The 17,635-nt window shown below is 34.6% G+C and carries 17 protein-coding genes; 1 reads left to right on the top strand and 16 read right to left on the bottom strand.

Features of this window, described 5'->3' with window-relative positions:
* Nucleotides 1-64: 64 nt before the first annotated feature.
* Nucleotides 65-523, top strand: coding sequence for an SRPBCC family protein (locus H131_RS05895; protein WP_010858168.1), 459 nt, complete (start codon nucleotides 65-67; stop codon nucleotides 521-523).
* Between the two features lie 536 nt (nucleotides 524-1,059).
* Here H131_RS05895 and H131_RS05890 read toward each other — a convergent pair.
* From H131_RS05890 to H131_RS05815, 16 genes are all read right to left on the bottom strand, one after another.
* The gene (locus tag H131_RS05890) at nucleotides 1,060-1,986 is read right to left on the bottom strand and encodes an NAD-dependent epimerase/dehydratase family protein (RefSeq protein ID WP_010858167.1); all 927 of its coding nucleotides are present in this window, start codon (nucleotides 1,984-1,986) and stop codon (nucleotides 1,060-1,062) included.
* Nucleotides 1,987-2,147: 161 nt separating this feature from the next.
* Nucleotides 2,148-2,675: a YceI family protein gene (locus H131_RS05885; RefSeq protein WP_010858166.1), complete on the bottom strand. Its 528-nt coding sequence runs from the start codon at nucleotides 2,673-2,675 to the stop codon at nucleotides 2,148-2,150.
* A gap of 375 nt (nucleotides 2,676-3,050) precedes the next feature.
* Nucleotides 3,051-3,824 (bottom strand): class B sortase, encoded by a 774-nt coding sequence (gene srtB, locus H131_RS05880; RefSeq protein ID WP_010858165.1) that lies wholly within the window; start codon nucleotides 3,822-3,824, stop codon nucleotides 3,051-3,053.
* 12 nt (nucleotides 3,825-3,836) lie between these two features.
* On the bottom strand, nucleotides 3,837-4,607 hold the full coding sequence (locus H131_RS05875) for an ABC transporter ATP-binding protein (protein WP_010858164.1): 771 nt from the start codon (nucleotides 4,605-4,607) through the stop codon (nucleotides 3,837-3,839).
* Between the two features lie 6 nt (nucleotides 4,608-4,613).
* A complete protein-coding gene (locus H131_RS05870) occupies nucleotides 4,614-5,579 on the bottom strand; it encodes a FecCD family ABC transporter permease (protein ID WP_010858163.1) in 966 nt (321 codons plus the stop codon).
* 105 nt (nucleotides 5,580-5,684) lie between these two features.
* The gene (gene isdE / locus H131_RS05865) at nucleotides 5,685-6,590 is read right to left on the bottom strand and encodes a heme ABC transporter substrate-binding protein IsdE (RefSeq protein ID WP_010858162.1); all 906 of its coding nucleotides are present in this window, start codon (nucleotides 6,588-6,590) and stop codon (nucleotides 5,685-5,687) included.
* 15 nt (nucleotides 6,591-6,605) lie between these two features.
* On the bottom strand, nucleotides 6,606-7,892 hold the full coding sequence (locus tag H131_RS05860) for an NEAT domain-containing protein (protein WP_010858161.1): 1,287 nt from the start codon (nucleotides 7,890-7,892) through the stop codon (nucleotides 6,606-6,608).
* An 83-nt stretch (nucleotides 7,893-7,975) separates the two neighbouring features.
* Nucleotides 7,976-9,523 (bottom strand): NEAT domain-containing protein, encoded by a 1,548-nt coding sequence (locus tag H131_RS05855; protein WP_010858160.1) that lies wholly within the window; start codon nucleotides 9,521-9,523, stop codon nucleotides 7,976-7,978.
* On the bottom strand, nucleotides 9,523-10,122 hold the full coding sequence (gene isdC / locus H131_RS05850) for a heme uptake protein IsdC (RefSeq protein WP_010858159.1): 600 nt from the start codon (nucleotides 10,120-10,122) through the stop codon (nucleotides 9,523-9,525). Before isdC ends, H131_RS05855 begins: the two co-directional genes overlap by 1 nt.
* A gap of 426 nt (nucleotides 10,123-10,548) precedes the next feature.
* Nucleotides 10,549-11,121 (bottom strand): manganese efflux pump, encoded by a 573-nt coding sequence (locus H131_RS05845; protein ID WP_010858158.1) that lies wholly within the window; start codon nucleotides 11,119-11,121, stop codon nucleotides 10,549-10,551.
* Between the two features lie 304 nt (nucleotides 11,122-11,425).
* Nucleotides 11,426-12,070 (bottom strand): HD-GYP domain-containing protein, encoded by a 645-nt coding sequence (locus H131_RS05840; protein WP_010858157.1) that lies wholly within the window; start codon nucleotides 12,068-12,070, stop codon nucleotides 11,426-11,428.
* Nucleotides 12,071-12,359: 289 nt separating this feature from the next.
* Complete coding sequence (locus H131_RS05835; RefSeq protein WP_010858156.1) at nucleotides 12,360-13,850, bottom strand: helix-turn-helix domain-containing protein; 1,491 nt, start codon at nucleotides 13,848-13,850, stop codon at nucleotides 12,360-12,362.
* 868 nt (nucleotides 13,851-14,718) lie between these two features.
* Nucleotides 14,719-14,868, bottom strand: a complete 150-nt coding sequence (locus H131_RS26245) for an FtsX-like permease family protein (protein WP_473222650.1) — start codon at nucleotides 14,866-14,868, stop codon at nucleotides 14,719-14,721.
* 316 nt (nucleotides 14,869-15,184) lie between these two features.
* Nucleotides 15,185-15,358, bottom strand: coding sequence for a hypothetical protein (locus H131_RS05825; protein WP_196228868.1), 174 nt, complete (start codon nucleotides 15,356-15,358; stop codon nucleotides 15,185-15,187).
* A 119-nt stretch (nucleotides 15,359-15,477) separates the two neighbouring features.
* Nucleotides 15,478-16,404, bottom strand: a complete 927-nt coding sequence (locus tag H131_RS05820) for an ABC transporter ATP-binding protein (protein ID WP_010858153.1) — start codon at nucleotides 16,402-16,404, stop codon at nucleotides 15,478-15,480.
* An 11-nt stretch (nucleotides 16,405-16,415) separates the two neighbouring features.
* A complete protein-coding gene (locus H131_RS05815) occupies nucleotides 16,416-17,627 on the bottom strand; it encodes an ABC transporter permease (protein ID WP_010858152.1) in 1,212 nt (403 codons plus the stop codon).
* Between the last annotated feature and the right edge of the window lie 8 nt (nucleotides 17,628-17,635).

Below are 17,635 nucleotides of genomic sequence, written 5' to 3'. Positions count from 1 at the left end.
AAGATTTATAGGGTATTATTAAAATGAATAATTTTTTAATTATAGAAACTCGAGGTGTTTTTCGATGAAAGCCTGGACAAAAAGTATTGAAATAAATGCCCCAATCGAACATGTCTGGAAATTTCTTGACGGTTCTTTAGCTGAAATGCAAAAGATTATGCCTCAAGTAGTTGAAAACAAGCCTGTTAAAATAACAGAAGAAGTGGTTGGTAGTGTATATCGCCAAAAATATAAAGAAGGTAAGCGCATAGAAGAATATGATGTAGAAACTTTAGAATATACAAATACACCTGATAACAAAAAGATGAAAATAGGTTTTACACTTGCAAATATGTTTGAAATCACGGCTTTTTATGAATTAGATAAAATAAATGAAAAAGAAACTTCTTTTACATATACTGTAACTAATCGCCCGTTAAAATGGTTTGTAAAATTATTTTTATTATTTGCTACGGACAAGGTAGTAGTAGAATTTATAGAACGTGTAAAAAAAGTTGCAGAAACCGAAATTAGTAGCGAATAAATAGCAACCCAAAAAGCTTCCACTCCTAAGGAGTAGATACTTCAGACTGAAGACGAACTCAAAACATTGAGTTTGTCTTCAGTCTTTTTTTTAAAATAGAAGTCTCTATATAAATCCGTTGATTTCCGCTACGGCCGACGCTTTTCGCGGGCATGGCTTCAGTCTCCTCGTCGCTACGCTCCTGTGGGGTCTTCAGCCCATGCTATTCCCGCAGAAGTCGCCGCCTGCGCTCCAATCAACTAGTGTACGTCTATAAATGATTGAGGTGAAGGTGATGGATAGGATGACGAAAAACTGCTATTGGTTTTAATTTTATCTATCCATTAGTTACTCGTAGCGTACTACTGTCATGAATAGTGGCTATTTGGTATTACTAATTCTGATAAAATATCAAAAGGTATTCGGCATGTGATCATTCCGAATACCTTTTGTCGTCAAGCTGAAGCATCTCCCCTTAACTGGTAGATACTTTCTGTATCGAATAAATAGCTTCCACTAGTAGCTCAGCAGAACTGTGAAAATTCTATTCAATACTGTTAAATTTCAACTATTTTTTCATTCTGTAATGCCTGTAATGTTCGTTCAATGCCTTCAGCAAAGGAAATCTTCGGTCTCCATCCAATTGCTTTCGCCAGTTTTTCATTATTTAAAAAAGAGTGCTCTATATCACCATCTCTTGCAGGCGCATATTGAATTTCTAAAGGATGATTCAAATGCTGTAATAATAAAATAACCTGATGAATCGACCATGCTTCATTTGTTGATACGTTATATGTGCCATTGAGCCCAACCTTTACACCCGCATAAATGGCATCTGCAATATCATCAACGTAAATGAAATCTCGAGACTGTTCACCATTACCATAGATGGTAAAAGGCTTGCCTTCTATACTGCTTTTTAACATACTTGGGATGACAGCCGCTTCTCCCTGCATGGATTGGCTAGGACCAAATACATTGGCAAAACGATAAATTAGTGTAGGTAAATGATAATCACGCTGCCACTTTTCACAATACGTTTCACCGATGCTTTTGTTTAAACCATACATAGAGACAGGTTCGCTTATATCGCTTTCATCAAGTGGAGGATAGTGACTATCACCATACACAGCAGCAGACGAGGCAAAAACAAAATGCTTTACCTTATATTTTGACGACAAAAAGAGCATCTGGCTAAGCCCTACTATGTTCGTTAAAATATCCTTCACAGGCTCTTGCATTGATCTTTGGACACTCGTTTGTGCTGCACAGTGAATCACGACATCAAATGCCACTTCCTTAAAGAAATGCTCACAAACCTCATCTTCCACATTTAATAGATAAGATTTGTGCTCAAAGTTTATATTTCTTAAATGCCCGGTACTTAAATTATCAATAATATAAATATTCGCACCTTCCTCAAAGAAACGCCTTGCCACAGCACTGCCAATAAAGCCATAACCACCTGTCACTAATACATTCATCCCATCGCCCCCAAAAACAATATGATGTTTTATATGCATAACTCACTAAAAATATGCAAACAACTTATTTTTTGGATTATTCTTACAAAATATAAACTTTATCATTTACAAAAAAACTGTGCACGAGAATATAGTTCCCGAGCACAGCTACGTCTGCAAAGTTAAGCAGGATTTACTTCAAGTTCTACTGTGATTTTAATGTCTTTCCCAACGAGTACCCCACCTGTTTCTAAGGCTGCGTTCCAAGTTAAACCAAACTCTTCACGATTGATTGTCGTTTCTGCCTCGAAACCATAAACCTCTTGGCCCCATGGATTTGTACCTTTACCATTAAACTCTGTATCGAATGTTACCGATTTTGTTACATCTTTAATCGTTAAATCACCTGTAAGGTTATACGTATCATCGGATTTTTTAGTAATGCTAGTCGATTTAAACGTAATGTTTGGATATTTTTCTGCATCAAAGAAATCTTCTGCTTTTAAGTGATTGTCACGGTCTTCGCTACGCGTGTTGATGCTTGTCGCATCAATACTAAAGCTAATATTTGCAGTAGTTAAATCTGCAAGATCCGCTGCTTCGATATGTGCTGAGTAAGTATCAAATACACCTTTTACTTTTGAGACCATCATGTGTTTTACTTGAAAGTTAATTGCTGAGTGTCCTAAATCAATGTTCCATTTTGCCATTTGTGAATTCCTCCAATGAATTGTTTTTATCTCGATTTCGAGATATATGTTAAAATATGAAGTAACTACTTTTTTTATGTTACCCTTTACTAAAAAGGTTAAACATTTGCAGTTACTTTAGATGTATTTCTATGATGACTTATTATAGTTACCAAAAGTAATTGATTACTTTATGTAACTTACTATATATTAATAAATACATTACGTCAAGTAATTATTTTTACACAAAGAATTTGATTTCCTTTCCCCTTATTCTTTCGTTAGTTTGTCCTGATTGTTCATGATAATTATAAAAGGAGTTATCTCAAAAAAATTTATTTGAGACAACTCCTTATCACTTAAAGCAAAAAAGAATATTTTTCAGACTTACGAGCATTATCTCTTTACTAGCTTTCCTTGAACAACAAAGCGATGATCGTCGCTCATTACGGAATCTTTACACGTAGATAGTGTAAGGATTTTATCATCTGGTCCAATTTCTATATTCATATCAATTGTAGAACGCGCTTGGACCTGCTCTATAAATTGGAAAAAGCTCTCATTGCTCTTAAATTCTGTTTCAATGTAATAAAAATCAATTGTTGTTTCATATGCTGCAAAAACTTCAATATCATATCCTTCATAAAGCGTATCCAAATAAATCGTACGATGTGCGTCGGCATAATCTTGGTTTAAATAATTTTTCAGACTGCCAAACATTGTACCATTCTTCATAGCATGCCCATACAAAATAGTATTACGGCTCATATCGAGTGCATCATTACGATAATCCATAAAGACACTTCCCGCACGACTTTCACGATTTTTAAAATTATGATTCAAATAAAAATCATTATTGTCTGCTTGCAAAATTGGATTATTAAGTTTCGTATTATCCACAGAAATCCAACCAACAATGCCATCATTTACAGCTAATAATTCATTAAATTGTGGGCGTACCGTGTATTTCATTAAATCTTCTGTCGAAGTTAACGAAACAACAGCTTGTTTTTCAATGGTCTCCAAAGTTTCTTCATAAATACTTTGTACTTCCTTAAGTGATTTCGACGTCTCGTAATACGTATAAACATACTTCGCAAGTGCAAAGCCCGAATATAAAAATATGGCTAAATATAAAAATGTTAATAGCTTAGATATCTTTTTTTTCATCATTCCACCAACTTAAATCCCCAGAGGTACCATATAAAGCCCCAGTTGTTCATCCTCATTGAAGATGGCTTCGACTCCATATACCTCTTTTATGACTTCTTTAGTAATAACGTCACGCGGCACTCCTTCAGCCACAATATGACCAGCGTTCATCAGAATAATATGGTCACTATAGCGAATCGCTTGGTTAATATCATGAAGTACCATAACAATCGTTATGCCATACTTTTCGTTTAATGTTTTGACAAGCTCCAATAGCTCAATTTGATAATAAATATCTAAGTACGTCGTTGGTTCATCTAAACACAAAATTTCAGATTGCTGTGCTAACGCCATCGCAATCCATACACGTTGACGTTCTCCTCCCGAGAGCGCATCTAAATCATTGTCACGCTTCTCCAGTAAATTTGTACAAGCAAGTGCCCAGTCAATTACCTTCGCATCTTCCTCCTGATTGCGCTTTAACATCGAGTTGTGTGGTAGACGTCCAAAGCTCACTAACTTTTCAATGGTTAAATCCTTGGGTACATCATTTTGCTGGTAGACAATCGCCAACTTTTTTGCAAACTCTTTTGACTTATAATGCACTACATCTTTATTTTCTAATGATACATGGCCTGATTTTGGCAAGTTATTGCGGGACATTACACTTAACAAAGTAGACTTCCCACAACCATTTGGGCCGATAATTGTTGTTATTTTGCCCTTTTGAATGGCCGTCGTCACACCGTCTAAATGATTTCGGCGATTATCATGAGATACGATAATATCTTGTATTTTCATGTTTCGTCACTCTTTTCGTAGTAGGAATATTAAGAATGGTCCACCGATAATTGCCATAATGGTGGAGGCAGGAATTTCAAGTGGTGCAACAATAGTACGACCAATCGTATCTGCCACTAAAATTAATAATGCTCCTGCTAATGCGGTAAATGGGATAAGCACCTTATGATCGTAACCTACTAAACGCCGGGCAATATGTGGCACTAACAAGCCGACAAACGAAATAACGCCTGCCACGACAACTGAAACAGCTGATAATAGTACGGCAACGGCTGCTATAAGTAATCGAGCGCGTGCAACGTTGAAGCCTAAACTTTTTGCTGTTTTATCCTGTAGGACAAGAAGATTACACCAACTATATAACGCCAAGGCACCAACCAATCCCACTGTACCGTAAGTGACAATTGTCGAGACATCTTTCCAAGTGCGCATGGTTAAATTCGAACCGATGACACTAGAAGCTGATGTATTTAGTGAGCCACCTAAGCTTATAAACGCCTCCGTTAAACCAGTAAACATTGCATTAATAGCAATCCCCACTAAAATCAATTTCAGTGGACTCAAGCCTGACTTCCATGACAAGGCAAAAACAAGTGCACAGGCCATGGCCCCACCCATAAACGCTAAAACAGGCGTCAAAAAAAATAATGCCGGGAAAAATGAAATAATGAATAACTGGACGAATGCTGCACCAGAAGATATGCCAATAACGCCAGCATCTGCTAATGGATTACGCATTACCGATTGCAAAAGCACACCTGCAACCGAAAGAGCCGCCCCGGCAAATAGCGCAACAATAATGCGAGGGAAGCGCAAATCACGAATTGCCTCCATTTGGCTATTATCTGTTTCAAATAATGCTCCTATAAAAGCAAAAAAGCCCATTTTAATGCTACCAGTTGTCGCCGCATATACCACTGTGACAAGCAACAACACTATTACAATAGAAAAACTTACTATTTTTTTTGTCATATCGATTTCCCTTTTTCTTGTCAAACTCACGCTTAACTTTAAATATAAGAAAAGCGCTCTATACAAGGCTTAGCTTGTGATACGAGCGGCAATTTCTAGTTGCTGTTAACGATAGAAGATCTCCACCAGCTGTCCTAAAGCTTGTGGCACCTGTAATGAAGCTGTTGTTCCGAATAATTCTTCCTCCAAATCATATACTTTGTCATTTTTCACTGCGTCAAAATGCTTCCATATATCATTTGTTTTAAATTCTTCGTCAAACATTTTTACAACCTCGTCGGGCATACCATGAGAAAGGCGTAAAATAATATCTGGATTACTATTATGCAGGTATTCTGTATTTGAAGATAAATACTCTGCATCCTGTCCTTCCATAACATTAATCCCCCCCGCACGTTTCACAAGGTCTCCAGCATAAGAATTTTCAGTTGCTACTAAATAACTTCCAGGAATACCAAGTAAAATTAATACACGAGGGCCCTCATTGTTGGCCGCAACACTTTGCACAGCTTCAATATTTTTTTGTAAGTCTGTGACTAATTCTTCAGCTTGAGCTGAACGGTCATAGCGTTCGCCTAATGATTTAATCTCACTAAGCATCGCATCTACACTTTGAAAATTTAAAAAGTTTACGGGAATCTTTAATTGTTTGAATTTATCTTGTAAATCGTATTCTAACGTTGAAACTGATAATACATCTGTTGGATTCAAAGATTTTACAATTTCCATATCAGGTTCCATTGCATTGCCGATAGTCGGTAAACCATCAAAGCGTGAAGCTAATACTTTTTCAGTTTCTGGCACAGCAATCGCGTCCAACTCTAGCTTATCTAAAATGTCCGCAACGACAACTGTACCTGCAATAATACGATTTTCGCTTTGTGTAGTTGTTTTTATTTTTTCAGCAGTTTCCTTTGTTTTGTCTTGGTCATCTCCACCACTACAACCAGTAATTAAGAATAATGTCATGAGTGCCATGAAGAGCATGAGCGCTTTCCACTTTTTTTGCATATTGTCATCTCCTACTTATTTCTGTTCAGTTGCTTCTTTTTTAGAATTTTTGATGCGGCGAACAAGTAACCACCCTGATAAAATACAAATAATGATGAGCAAGGCCATTTTCACCTTATCTAATTGAACAAGTTGCTGGGTTGTATTTCTGTCCATCACTACCGTTTTAGTAGCTGATTCCTTTTTGACTTCAGCTTCATTTGGTTCATCTTCAGCATCTCCTGCAGTATTTGCATCAAGTGTCCGGTCAAAAGCTAACAGTTCTTCCTTTGGTACAGTAGGGGTAGGTTGAACTGATGATGGCGCTAGTAGGGGTGGTTTTGTCACAGACTCATCTGTCAATTTACCCGGTGTACTCTTAACTTTCTCTTTAACAATGACTGGGGGCTTCACTATGTCTATCTGTTCTGAAGATTCCGCTTGTGGTTTGTTTAAAAATTTATCGACCTGTAGTTGGTCAAATTTTAGATTTACGAAATATTGATGATGATAGTCAAGCTCCGCAATATCAACCTTTACCCACATTCTTAGTGGCTGCTCTAAATCCTCAATTTCAAATTCAATAATTCGCATATTGTCTATAAGAGAGATAAGCTTCGGTGCCACTTGCTCCCCTTGTCGCTCTACCGTTAAACCTGTTATCCAAGCCGATTTTTCTATCGACATCTGCGCAAAGATTTTCCCTTCTTTTTCTATCATCTTTGCCACTGGCTTTACATATGTATTCATAATTGAGCTCTCTTTTTTGCCATCCACAAGAAGGACATAGTTCATTGTCCATTCTTTTTCAGCTATGTCATTTGGTAAGTTTTGTTCTACCTCATTAACTAATATGGACTCTTCACTTTGTATCTCTATTGGTTTAATAGACGCTACTTTTACTAGAAGCTCTTGGGTAAAAGGACGGTTATCTTCTCCAAATGGAAGGGCCATTAAACCCTTTACAAAAATCGGTTGCGTTAAATCTATGCCATCAAACTGAACTAAATTTTCAGTACTCTCTAATTTGAAAGGAAGCGTTCTTTCGCTTTGTTCAATATGTAAATTCGTCAGGCTATTGTTATTTTCTATCGACAAAGCTAAAGTATAGTGTCCATTCTCGACAATAAGTGTTGCTTCTTTACTGAAAAAACGACTTTGTTCCACTCCATCAATGGATGGAAAACTTAGTTCAACTTGATAAGATCCATTTTCTATGGCCTTTTCTTCGGCTTGTACATGCATCCAAACAAATTGAGGGAGAAAAGCTAAAAAAACAGCACTGAACGCAAACAAAAGAAAGTTTTTTCTATTTATTTTCATCAAGGAAATTCCCCCATTTTTCTTTAGAAGCAATAGTAACTTCCTTCCTCACTGTGTGAGAAAGGAAGTTGCTATTTTAATGCTTATTCTGATTCCTCAAATTCATAGAAGAAATGTAAAGAATTATTTAGTATTTTCGCCATTTGTCCACGCGTTAATGGTTTGTTTGCATTGATGTAAGTTTTACCATCTTTTGCAACAGAACCAGTCATAATGCCTTCTTTGTTTAGTAATGAGAATGCTTCTTTCGCTTCATCATTAGCAATTGTTGATGCGTCAGCATAAGGCAATGAAATGTCAACTTTTAATTCGCCTTCAATAGCTTGAATTGCGCGGTAGATCATTAAAGCGCCTTGTTGACGTGTTAATGTTCCATTTGGATTGAATTTATCACGTGTTTCAACAATGCCATATTCAGCAAGGGCATTAATTGCATTTTCTGCTTCAATACCTTTAATATCTTGGAAGCCAGCAACTTCAGTAGCTTCTAGTTCTAAAGTACGTGCAATCATTAATGCAAATTGCGCACGAGTTAAACTATTGTTCGGATTAAATTTATCTTGCGCTACGATAATGTCATAAGCAAGTAAATTTAAGATTGCATCTTTGTTTTCATTGTTGTCGATATCTTTGAATGGATTATCAACAGTCGTTTCTTCTGTTACAGGTTGGTCAAAATTTACGTCAAATTTAAATTGAACTTTGTGAACTGAATCATATTTCACACCAGCTTCATTTACAATAATATGAATTTCTGCCGTTGTAAGTGCTTTAATGTCTTTTACTTCAAACAAGTAAAGGCGCTCATCTGTACCTGTTTCTTCCTCGTCTAATTCAGCGTCCTGACCATCAACTTTAAATGATTGAACATATTGACCTTTAGGGAAAAACATACCTACAACATATGTGCCGTCTGCTTTAGCTACTGCTACTGTAGAGTCAATGTAATCTTTCATTTTTGACTCTTCTTTAGTGCCGTCTTTATAAACAGTTACTTTTCCTTCATATACTTCTACGTCTGCATCTGTCACTTCTGTTTTATCAGTAGTTTCAGTTGCTTCTTTATCTGTTACCACTTCAGTTGTTTCTTCTTTCTTTTCTTCTACCACTTCAGTAGTTGTTGTTTCTTTATTTTCAACTGCTTTCAAATCAAAGTCATACCATGTATCCATTTTACCTTTAGGTGTATCTGCAACTACATGAATTTTTGCTGATAGTACTTCACCAGCTACAACTGGAAAACTGTATGTAATTGTGCCATCTGCATTTTTCACTTCTGTAGCATCTGCATACTTATCGCCTTGTTTTGTTTGTATGCCTGCAATCATCGGTGCAGATTTCGCTGTTACTGTTAATTTCGCCTCGAATTTCCCATTTTTCTCAACCATTGTACCTTGCGTTACAAGATGAGAGCTAATAGCAGGTTGTGCTTCTGTTGTACCAGGTTTAAAAATTTGGAAATTTACTGTAGTATCAGCTTTCTCTGATTTAGTTGTTTCTGCCTTCACTTCAGTGTTCACTGTTGTTACATCAGCTGCTTGTGCAGATGCAAAAGATGGTACTGAAAGTGATGCAGCTAGTAGTGAAGCTAGTACGATTTTTGTTGCGCGTGATTGACGTTTTTTAGCCATTATAAATCCTCCGATTTTGTTTGTAGTTTATTTCTATAAAGTAAAAATGCTGATCCTAGTAAAGCGACGATGAATAAATAAGGTGTAGCATCGCTTGTCTGAGGATTAGACACTTGACTTTCGGTTGTAGTCGGCGTTGGTGATTTAGTATCGTGTGCTTGCGTTACAGTCGAACTTCCTGTTGACGCTGCATCGAATACTAATGAAACGCTATATTCATGGTGATAATTAATATCATCGATATCAATTTTCATAGATGTAACTACCGGTTTTGTTAAATCTTTTACTGTAAATTGTACAACACGAGTGTCAGCTGATTTATCTTCGCTTACAACAGAAGCACCACCAGGTGGTTGGAATTTAGTAATCCATGCACTATTTTTCAAGGTAATTTGTACAGTGGCTGTCCCATTTTTCACAGTTACCTTTGCAGGCTTTACGAAATAATCATTCGCAATGGACGCAGAGCTACTTTCTGGTTTATTCACCTGATATTTTACAGAATGTGTGCCATCAGCTAGTTGAGCAGATGCTTGAGGTAAAGCTAAATTAAATACAAACATACTGACTAGCATGACCAACATCATTATCTTCTTCATGAGTTGCATGCCTCCTCTATTAATAATGGAAAATTTTTATCTATTTTCCATCAATCATTATAATTGAAATAAATTATATTCACAACGTTATTCATGAAAGCAATTTCACTTAAACGAAAATCATTCTCAATTACAATTGTTATTTCCAAGAATAATCGTTGATACCAGTGTCTGTCAACTACTAAACCAAAATCGACCTTAATATGTCAAAATTTCCTCTAATCAAAAAAGGCGCACTACAAAAAGTCTCTGCATGCGCTCTTTTTATGTAAATACCTTTAACGAAGAAGCTATGTACAAAATCACTTCTTAACCTGATTTTGTGGAGTTGAATCCACAATGTACATGTACGGTATTACAGTTAAAGTTATCTCAAAGTAACATCTTCTTTATTTTAATAAATCTATTAACAAGACGAAAACAAAGCTATTTAGCAAATATCTCAAAAATACCAATCATAATTAATAGCCATCCAGAAATTGCTGTCGAATACTTTCCTATGAATGTTTTTGTTAGTAAAGATCCACAATGACTACCAATTGCGACTGATAAAAATGAGAAAGTACCAATAGATATAACTGTCCATATAGCTGAAATGCCATTCGCTCCAATTGCAATTCCCCCCGCTAAACAATTGGCTGATAAGACGAATCCGAGTGTAATGGCTTCCCTAAATGTAATAACATAATTTTTATCATCATCAAACAATTCAGAACTACTCATTATCCCCTTTTTAGAAAAGCGATTGGACAATAACGTCCATATCCCAATTACACATAACAAAAGACTTCCCAAAAGATTTGCCGTATGTGCTGAGATATACTCAATTACTGTGCTTCCTGCTGTTACTGCAACGTATGTGACAATCATTGACATAACGGCAATAACTGCGTTTGATAGGACTGGAATTTTCATCTTTTTTACACCATAAGCAAGACCAATTCCTAAATTATCTAGATTAGCAGCAATACCTATAAAAATGATGGTGATCCAATGCATTTGCAACCTCCTCAAAACTGATTAACCATGTTTCAGTATAATATGAGTAAAAAAATATTTTGTTCAATGATGGCTCTTCATCTGACTCAACATTGGGTGGAGTGGAGGACGCGACGCCAGCGGAACAGTCGAGACCTTGACTGGAAGTGACGAGGAAAGTGGTTCAGCCCCGCTCACGGAAAACGTGGTTTATCCATCTAATTTATTGTCCGCAAAAAAGCCTATTACCTTTTTGCAGACAAGGTAATAGGCTTTGGAATACGAATGACAGATACATGTGCTTTCCTATGATTTTTCCAAATTATTAAGATTTATCAATTACTTTTATGAAAGCATCTACTAAGGATGGTTCAAAGTGAATGCCCTTTTGTTCGTTCAAATATGTCAAAGCTTCTTCTTTAGACCAAGATTCCTTATAAGATCTTTTACTAACTAAAGCATCATATACATCTACTATGGCTATTATTCTCGCTTCTAATGGAATAGCTTCTCCCTTAAGTCCTTCAGGATATCCAGTACCATCCCATTTCTCATGATGATATTTAATAATGTTACTCGCTATTTCCATATTCTCAAAAAGATTATAATTCATTACATCAGATATTTTATGTAGCACTTCAATCCCGATAAGTGGATGCATTTCTATTATTTTGCGCTCATAGAATGTAAGTGGCCCAGGTTTATAAAGTACTGATTCGGGAATACCTGATTTTCCAATATCATGCAATATACTATAATAAATAATTTTATCAATATACTCAACTGGCAAGCTGTTCTTTCGCTCTTCATTAAGGGCTAACACCAGTTTCTCTGTTAATTTTTGTACTCTTAAAAGATGTTCTACAATACCTATGTCACGTATTTCACTTGATATTGCTAACACTTTAAATAAATCTTTTTGTTCCTCCTTTGAATAGGTTAGCTCATCTGGAATTTTTCTTTTAATCATATGCGCCCTCATCCTTCGTTTAATTCGTAAGCATTGTTATTGCGTTTTCGTGTTTTTTTCATTTAAGATGTTGTTAAATTTGAATAACATTCATTTTGCTGCACTCGCTTTAAAGGTTCATTAAGTATCATCAAAGGCCACATATCTTCGTACCAACCTAATACTTTTTTTAACTATCCCTAATTGGTTACTTCTCTCTTCTCTCATATATATAAATTGAAGCGTTTTCAATAGAAAATCTATTAATCAGTTATTATTAATCAATATGAGGGAATTCAAATGCATGCTATTATATTTCACTTATTAAAGTTATTAAAAGTTTATTTGATACCTGGTTTTTTTTGAAATAAATTTCCTGTAGTCTTTTTCCTAACCTTTCATAATCACTTTTCTTGGGAACAGAATTCCATACAAATATTCCTTGTGTATCTTTATTAATATTCATATATAAACGATCTGTAATAATTAACTCTGCCTCTTCATCTTTTGGGCACAACTCAACATGTACAAAAACTCGCTTAATTTGATCGAATAAATATGGAATGTCATTTAACATGGAAACAACTTCAATTTTAATGGCATCTCTATTCATAACATCAATGGATTGTTTTAATAATTTGTGATACCTTCCTATCAAAGTATCCTGCCGTTTAAAAATAATGGAGAATTCTTCATTTTCCAAAAGACGTTCATAAAACTGATTCATAATTTCTATTTGATCAGTTTCATGCATTTCAAACCTCTTCTTATAAAGGTCTTCTTTAAACAAGTAGAGCGGTCCAGAAAAAATCATCATATAATAATGGAGATGAAGTAAATTCACAAATAACACGCAATATTCTTCTACATTTAAGACAATAGAAAAATGATCCATAAATGTTTCTATCCAATACAAAGTTGCTTGCACAAACAATTCCTGATTATGGTGCTGAGCAAAGTTCATCATAAGACTTACTGCTTTATCTTTTTTATCATAATGTTTTAAACAACTGATAAAATTAAATGAAAACATCAATTCTAATTCAATCTCTTCAGCAGATAAATTTGTTAGTTCTTTAAATATTAGCCTGACTGCTTTTGAATAATTGTCATAATGATAATGATGTTTTGTAAAAGTAGTGTACATTGGATCATTGTCAATTAAGAAACCTAATTTAGCTCGTGTTAAACAAATGGCGAGCCAATATATTACCGATTCTGGAAGTTCTAAATTCACTACCTTCAGTACTTTTAAAATGTCCTCTCGGGTAATTCGTGTAAATGGCCATACTTCTCCCCAACACGAATTCCAATAAAACAAATAGTAAAAATAGCGAAATTGTTTTTCATTCCCCTCAAGCGTCACCATCTGTTGGGATGTATACTTTAACTGAAATTGTATAAGTAGAGGTTTAATTTTATTTATACGTCGATACATAGAGGCCATACTTGTAAAGTGCTTTAATGAGAAAGAAGTAATATCATCAAATGTATTATGAAAAATCTCATCACAAGCTTTATATGTTAATGAATTTTGCAAATAATGTCGCTCTACTGTTTTAATAGAAAAATGATCTTTGTAATCCAATAAATAATACTTTGATGTTTTTGCCTTTATGCAAGCAGAATCTGTTATTATTTGTAAGTCTAAAGAAATCTCCGATAGTATTTTCAAAATGGTTCTTTCCGACAACTGCATATCTTGAGCTAATTCAAAACTTGAAAAATATCGTTTTTCATTAAAAATATGGTGTAGGACTTGTACTTTTTGTAAAGTAGAACGATCTAAAAAATTATACATAGTTTCACCCCAAAGTCTTCAACTAACATTTCTGTCAGCGTAATGCTAACTATTTACATATAGTTTCCAATAAGCGAGTTTATACAACTTATATATAGAATTATGCCGTAATTTCACAGTTCTAATCCCACAAAGCGTTGAAACTAATAACATCATCAAAGTTAATATCAGGAACATAGATCTATTAGGTTAATTCTATTAATGTATAAACTTTAGAACTTTTCTACGAACATATACACCTATAAAACAGGTATATAGTCATTATTTCTGAGTATTCAAATTGTAACGACTATTTCCTAATAATCAAAATCACTATTTGTTTTTATTAAAACATAATTTGAAAATTAACTTTCCTTGATATCTCTTATTACAAGCTAATTTTCAATCGTTTGTTACTTTTTCCCTACGAAACTAATTTATCTGAAAATTCCACTTAAAACATAATAAATACTTATAGTTTTTATATGTTTTAAGTGCACTCCCTAAGTTCATTTCAATAAATACAAAAGGTGGAAAGAATTTGGGCAATTGAGGTCTCATTTCGAAAACTGTACAACGAATATGAAAAGTTATGGAATGTGGTGGTTAAGCGAGAAGTGAAGGATTGTCTATTTTATATAATCATTGTCCTAAATAGAGCAATAAAAAAAGATACTGTCTGCAAAATACAGACAGCAACTTCTTGGGCTTGCCTAATTTAAAGTGTCCTTTAAAAGGAGACCGTTTAAATCAATGAAAAGTATAGAGTAATCTTTCGCAAATAGTTTAATCAATTTAATTTAATACTTCCGGGTGAAATTCATCTTTTTGGAAGTAATTATCATGTGACCAGATATTTAATTTTGCCTCTTGTGCGTCTTGTTGGATTTCACGGAAATCGAATCATCCCATTTGCAAAACCAAGGCTTTTCATAATGGCAATCCCTTGAACTTCCTTCGAAATTAAGAGTCTGACAAATAGATTTGTAATAAAAAAGGTAACTAGACTCACAACAACTATAATTACCCCAATGATCATCTTTAGCTACATCAATACCCACTACTGGGTTCATTTTTTCTCCTCTTACAGCGCATTCACCAGTAACCCCTATACCTCCAATTAGTATTATAGCTTCGCTTGTTATACGAGATCTAAGTCCCAACCAGCCTCAAACATATTTCTACAAGTAGGGGGGGATTTTCTCTTCCGTAATTTGATTTTTCCCATTGTACTTAAAGTCTGTTACGAACCCTCTTGCATTTGTTATCTTTTTCAAATTACCGTTGCCATCATATTCGTAAGAAGTTTGTTGCTGTTTTGGATCGACAACAGTTTCAAGTTCATTCTTTAAATTTTAGGAATACTTTGTTTCATTGCGTTCTCCATTTATAGATGCTGTAATATTTCCAGACAAATCTTGTACAAAAGTAGTGGTGTTGTTATGTGCATCTGTATGGTTAATTATTTTTTTGGCATCCTTATAATTTGTTTCGTAAACTTCTTTAATGCCATCGGATGTTTCCATCACCCCACACGAGCTCGCGGCTGGCATTCAGGGTGCGGATGATAGTGAACTCCGGTTCCGATTTGGTCATGTTCATTGTACCCCTCCTTCGTGGTCATAATATTTTAAGTGGTTGTCCTTTTTTAACTAACTGTCTCATTTTTATCTTCATGATAATATATTGAATACAAATCATTTAATGTAACTTTACCAAATGCAAAATCCACCACATTTCTCTCAACTAAAAAAGATGTAAGCGTACTTAATAAACTTGCCTCAGAACTTGGTAAATGAATTAGTGACATTCCGTTTGTAAGTGTTTGAAGTTTTATATTTGGAAATAGCTCGCGGAGTTGTTTTTTAGTATTATCCTCCATGTTTTTTACTCGAATAGTTTTAATATGCGCTTGACTAAAACCTTCTATTACTTGATTGGTATCAACTAGCTTTCCTTTATTAAATAAGAAAATTCGGTCTGCATATTTCTCTAAATTATCAAGTAAATGGGAAGCAATAATAATAATCTTACCTTCCGCCTTTTTCTTTAATAATATTTTCGAAATAATTTCTACATTATTTGGATCAAGTCCGTTCATTACTTCGTCCATCATCATAATTTCCGTATTTGTGACAATTTGCATTGCAAAGCATAGACGTTGGCGCATACCAAGTGAATACGTGCCGGTTTTTTTATTCACATAATGCCCCATATTTAATGCTTCGATTGTTTCATCAATCAGTTTTAAATCGGATTGCCACATTGTTGCAAACATTTTTAAATGCTCGCGCCCACTTAAGTGATTATACAAGTCATTTTGGTCTGGCATCATCGACACGAATTTATGAATTTTTACTTCATTTGATTTATTCGAGTAACTTAGACCATCCTTAAATACTACCTTTCCTTTCATAGGTTTCACATAATTCATTAACACATTCATAAATGTGGATTTTCCCGTTCCATTTGGTGCAACAAGCCCGATCATTTGACCTTGCTCAAATGTCATTGAAATATCATTTAACACTTTATTTCCCCCAAATTGCACGGTAATATTTTGAAGCTCAATCACCTTTACCCCTCCTATTTAATTAGCTTATATCGCCTATTCAATGAAATAAGTATCATTAAAAAAATGACAACCCCTGCTAGTCCAAGTAACAGCTGGAATCCTAAAATAAAATCTAAATGATCGTTCATATAATAAAAATTTCGCCTTTTTGAAATAATTTGACCTACTTGAATGTAAGATGTCGGATAGTATTGAACGTCCCAAAAATAGCCGACGTAACGGGTGGAATAAAAATTCTCGCCAAAAATAAGGAGCAAGCCAACAACGAAATTTACCATCTCACTGCGGAATATAATACTGCATAATAGCACAACGTTGATAATGACGATAAACCAGGTAAAAAGCAAAATTATGGATTGTTCTAAAAACGTACCTAATATCATCATTTCAAATTTACCTTTCACACGCCAATCGAGATGAGCTGCATACACAGGAGATGGTAAATTGAAATTCCCAAAACCGGATTGTAAGCCTATAATACAGATGCCAACTATAAGCGGAACAAATAATACCACGCTACCTAGTAGTGCAACTAACATTTTCACAAGTAGCTTTTTCCAATCACTAATTGGAAATCCCTTTAAAATAGATTGATGACGTTGATCTTTTTTAACAATATCAATTGATAAAAGAAGTACACAGACAATTAAAATAATTGGAAGTACTCCCTTTAATAAGCGTTCGAACGTTTGAAGAGCTGTACGTTGTTCAAAAATTTCCAATGATAACTCATAATCTGCTTTCGAATAAGTATCATAACGGACAGCCTGCTCTAAATAGGCGTAGAAGGCATCATCTTCTGCATACTTGTTATTTTTTATAAAATACTTTGAGTTATATGAAAATGCCTCATTTCTATATGTAATCGAATTCGTAAAGTAGTACCAGTCGCGAGTTAAATCTGCATATTTTTTAAAACTTCCCTCATCTAATGCATCTAATCTTTTTTTATCTATAGGGTTTATTTCCTTAAATATTTCAATAGCATAAATAACGGAAGGATGAACATCATTTAAATCTTGTCCCTCCATATGATCTAAAAATTCCTGACGTGTTAAATAGCGCGCCTCAATTTCTTCATAATCAACACTTTCAATCGGATTGTAAGTTGGCGCTATTTTAAATACATAAAAAAAGGTTGCAAAAGCAAGCAAAATATATATTGCTAAGTTTTTTTTATTCGTAAAAAACTGCTTGAATTCAAATTTAAAATAATTCCACATGCTTATAA

The organism is Lysinibacillus sphaericus OT4b.31, assembly GCF_000392615.1.
Classification (GTDB): Bacteria; Bacillota; Bacilli; order Bacillales_A; family Planococcaceae; genus Lysinibacillus; species Lysinibacillus sphaericus_B.
This window is presented reverse-complemented; position numbering and strand designations above follow the sequence as displayed.

What these genes read in the sequence shown, in the direction of transcription:
- H131_RS05895 (WP_010858168.1), top strand. Translation starts at nt 65, where the DNA reads ATGAAAGCCTGGACAAAAAGTATTGAAATAAATGCCCCAATCGAACAT.
- H131_RS05890 (WP_010858167.1), bottom strand. Translation starts at nt 1,986, where the DNA reads ATGAATGTATTAGTGACAGGTGGTTATGGCTTTATTGGCAGTGCTGTG.
- H131_RS05885 (WP_010858166.1), bottom strand. Translation starts at nt 2,675, where the DNA reads ATGGCAAAATGGAACATTGATTTAGGACACTCAGCAATTAACTTTCAA.
- srtB (WP_010858165.1), bottom strand. Translation starts at nt 3,824, where the DNA reads ATGAAAAAAAAGATATCTAAGCTATTAACATTTTTATATTTAGCCATA.
- H131_RS05875 (WP_010858164.1), bottom strand. Translation starts at nt 4,607, where the DNA reads ATGAAAATACAAGATATTATCGTATCTCATGATAATCGCCGAAATCAT.
- H131_RS05870 (WP_010858163.1), bottom strand. Translation starts at nt 5,579, where the DNA reads ATGACAAAAAAAATAGTAAGTTTTTCTATTGTAATAGTGTTGTTGCTT.
- isdE (WP_010858162.1), bottom strand. Translation starts at nt 6,590, where the DNA reads ATGCAAAAAAAGTGGAAAGCGCTCATGCTCTTCATGGCACTCATGACA.
- H131_RS05860 (WP_010858161.1), bottom strand. Translation starts at nt 7,892, where the DNA reads ATGAAAATAAATAGAAAAAACTTTCTTTTGTTTGCGTTCAGTGCTGTT.
- H131_RS05855 (WP_010858160.1), bottom strand. Translation starts at nt 9,523, where the DNA reads ATGGCTAAAAAACGTCAATCACGCGCAACAAAAATCGTACTAGCTTCA.
- isdC (WP_010858159.1), bottom strand. Translation starts at nt 10,122, where the DNA reads ATGAAGAAGATAATGATGTTGGTCATGCTAGTCAGTATGTTTGTATTT.
- H131_RS05845 (WP_010858158.1), bottom strand. Translation starts at nt 11,121, where the DNA reads ATGCATTGGATCACCATCATTTTTATAGGTATTGCTGCTAATCTAGAT.
- H131_RS05840 (WP_010858157.1), bottom strand. Translation starts at nt 12,070, where the DNA reads ATGATTAAAAGAAAAATTCCAGATGAGCTAACCTATTCAAAGGAGGAA.
- H131_RS05835 (WP_010858156.1), bottom strand. Translation starts at nt 13,850, where the DNA reads ATGTATAATTTTTTAGATCGTTCTACTTTACAAAAAGTACAAGTCCTA.
- H131_RS26245 (WP_473222650.1), bottom strand. Translation starts at nt 14,868, where the DNA reads ATGATCATTGGGGTAATTATAGTTGTTGTGAGTCTAGTTACCTTTTTT.
- H131_RS05815 (WP_010858152.1), bottom strand. Translation starts at nt 17,627, where the DNA reads ATGTGGAATTATTTTAAATTTGAATTCAAGCAGTTTTTTACGAATAAA.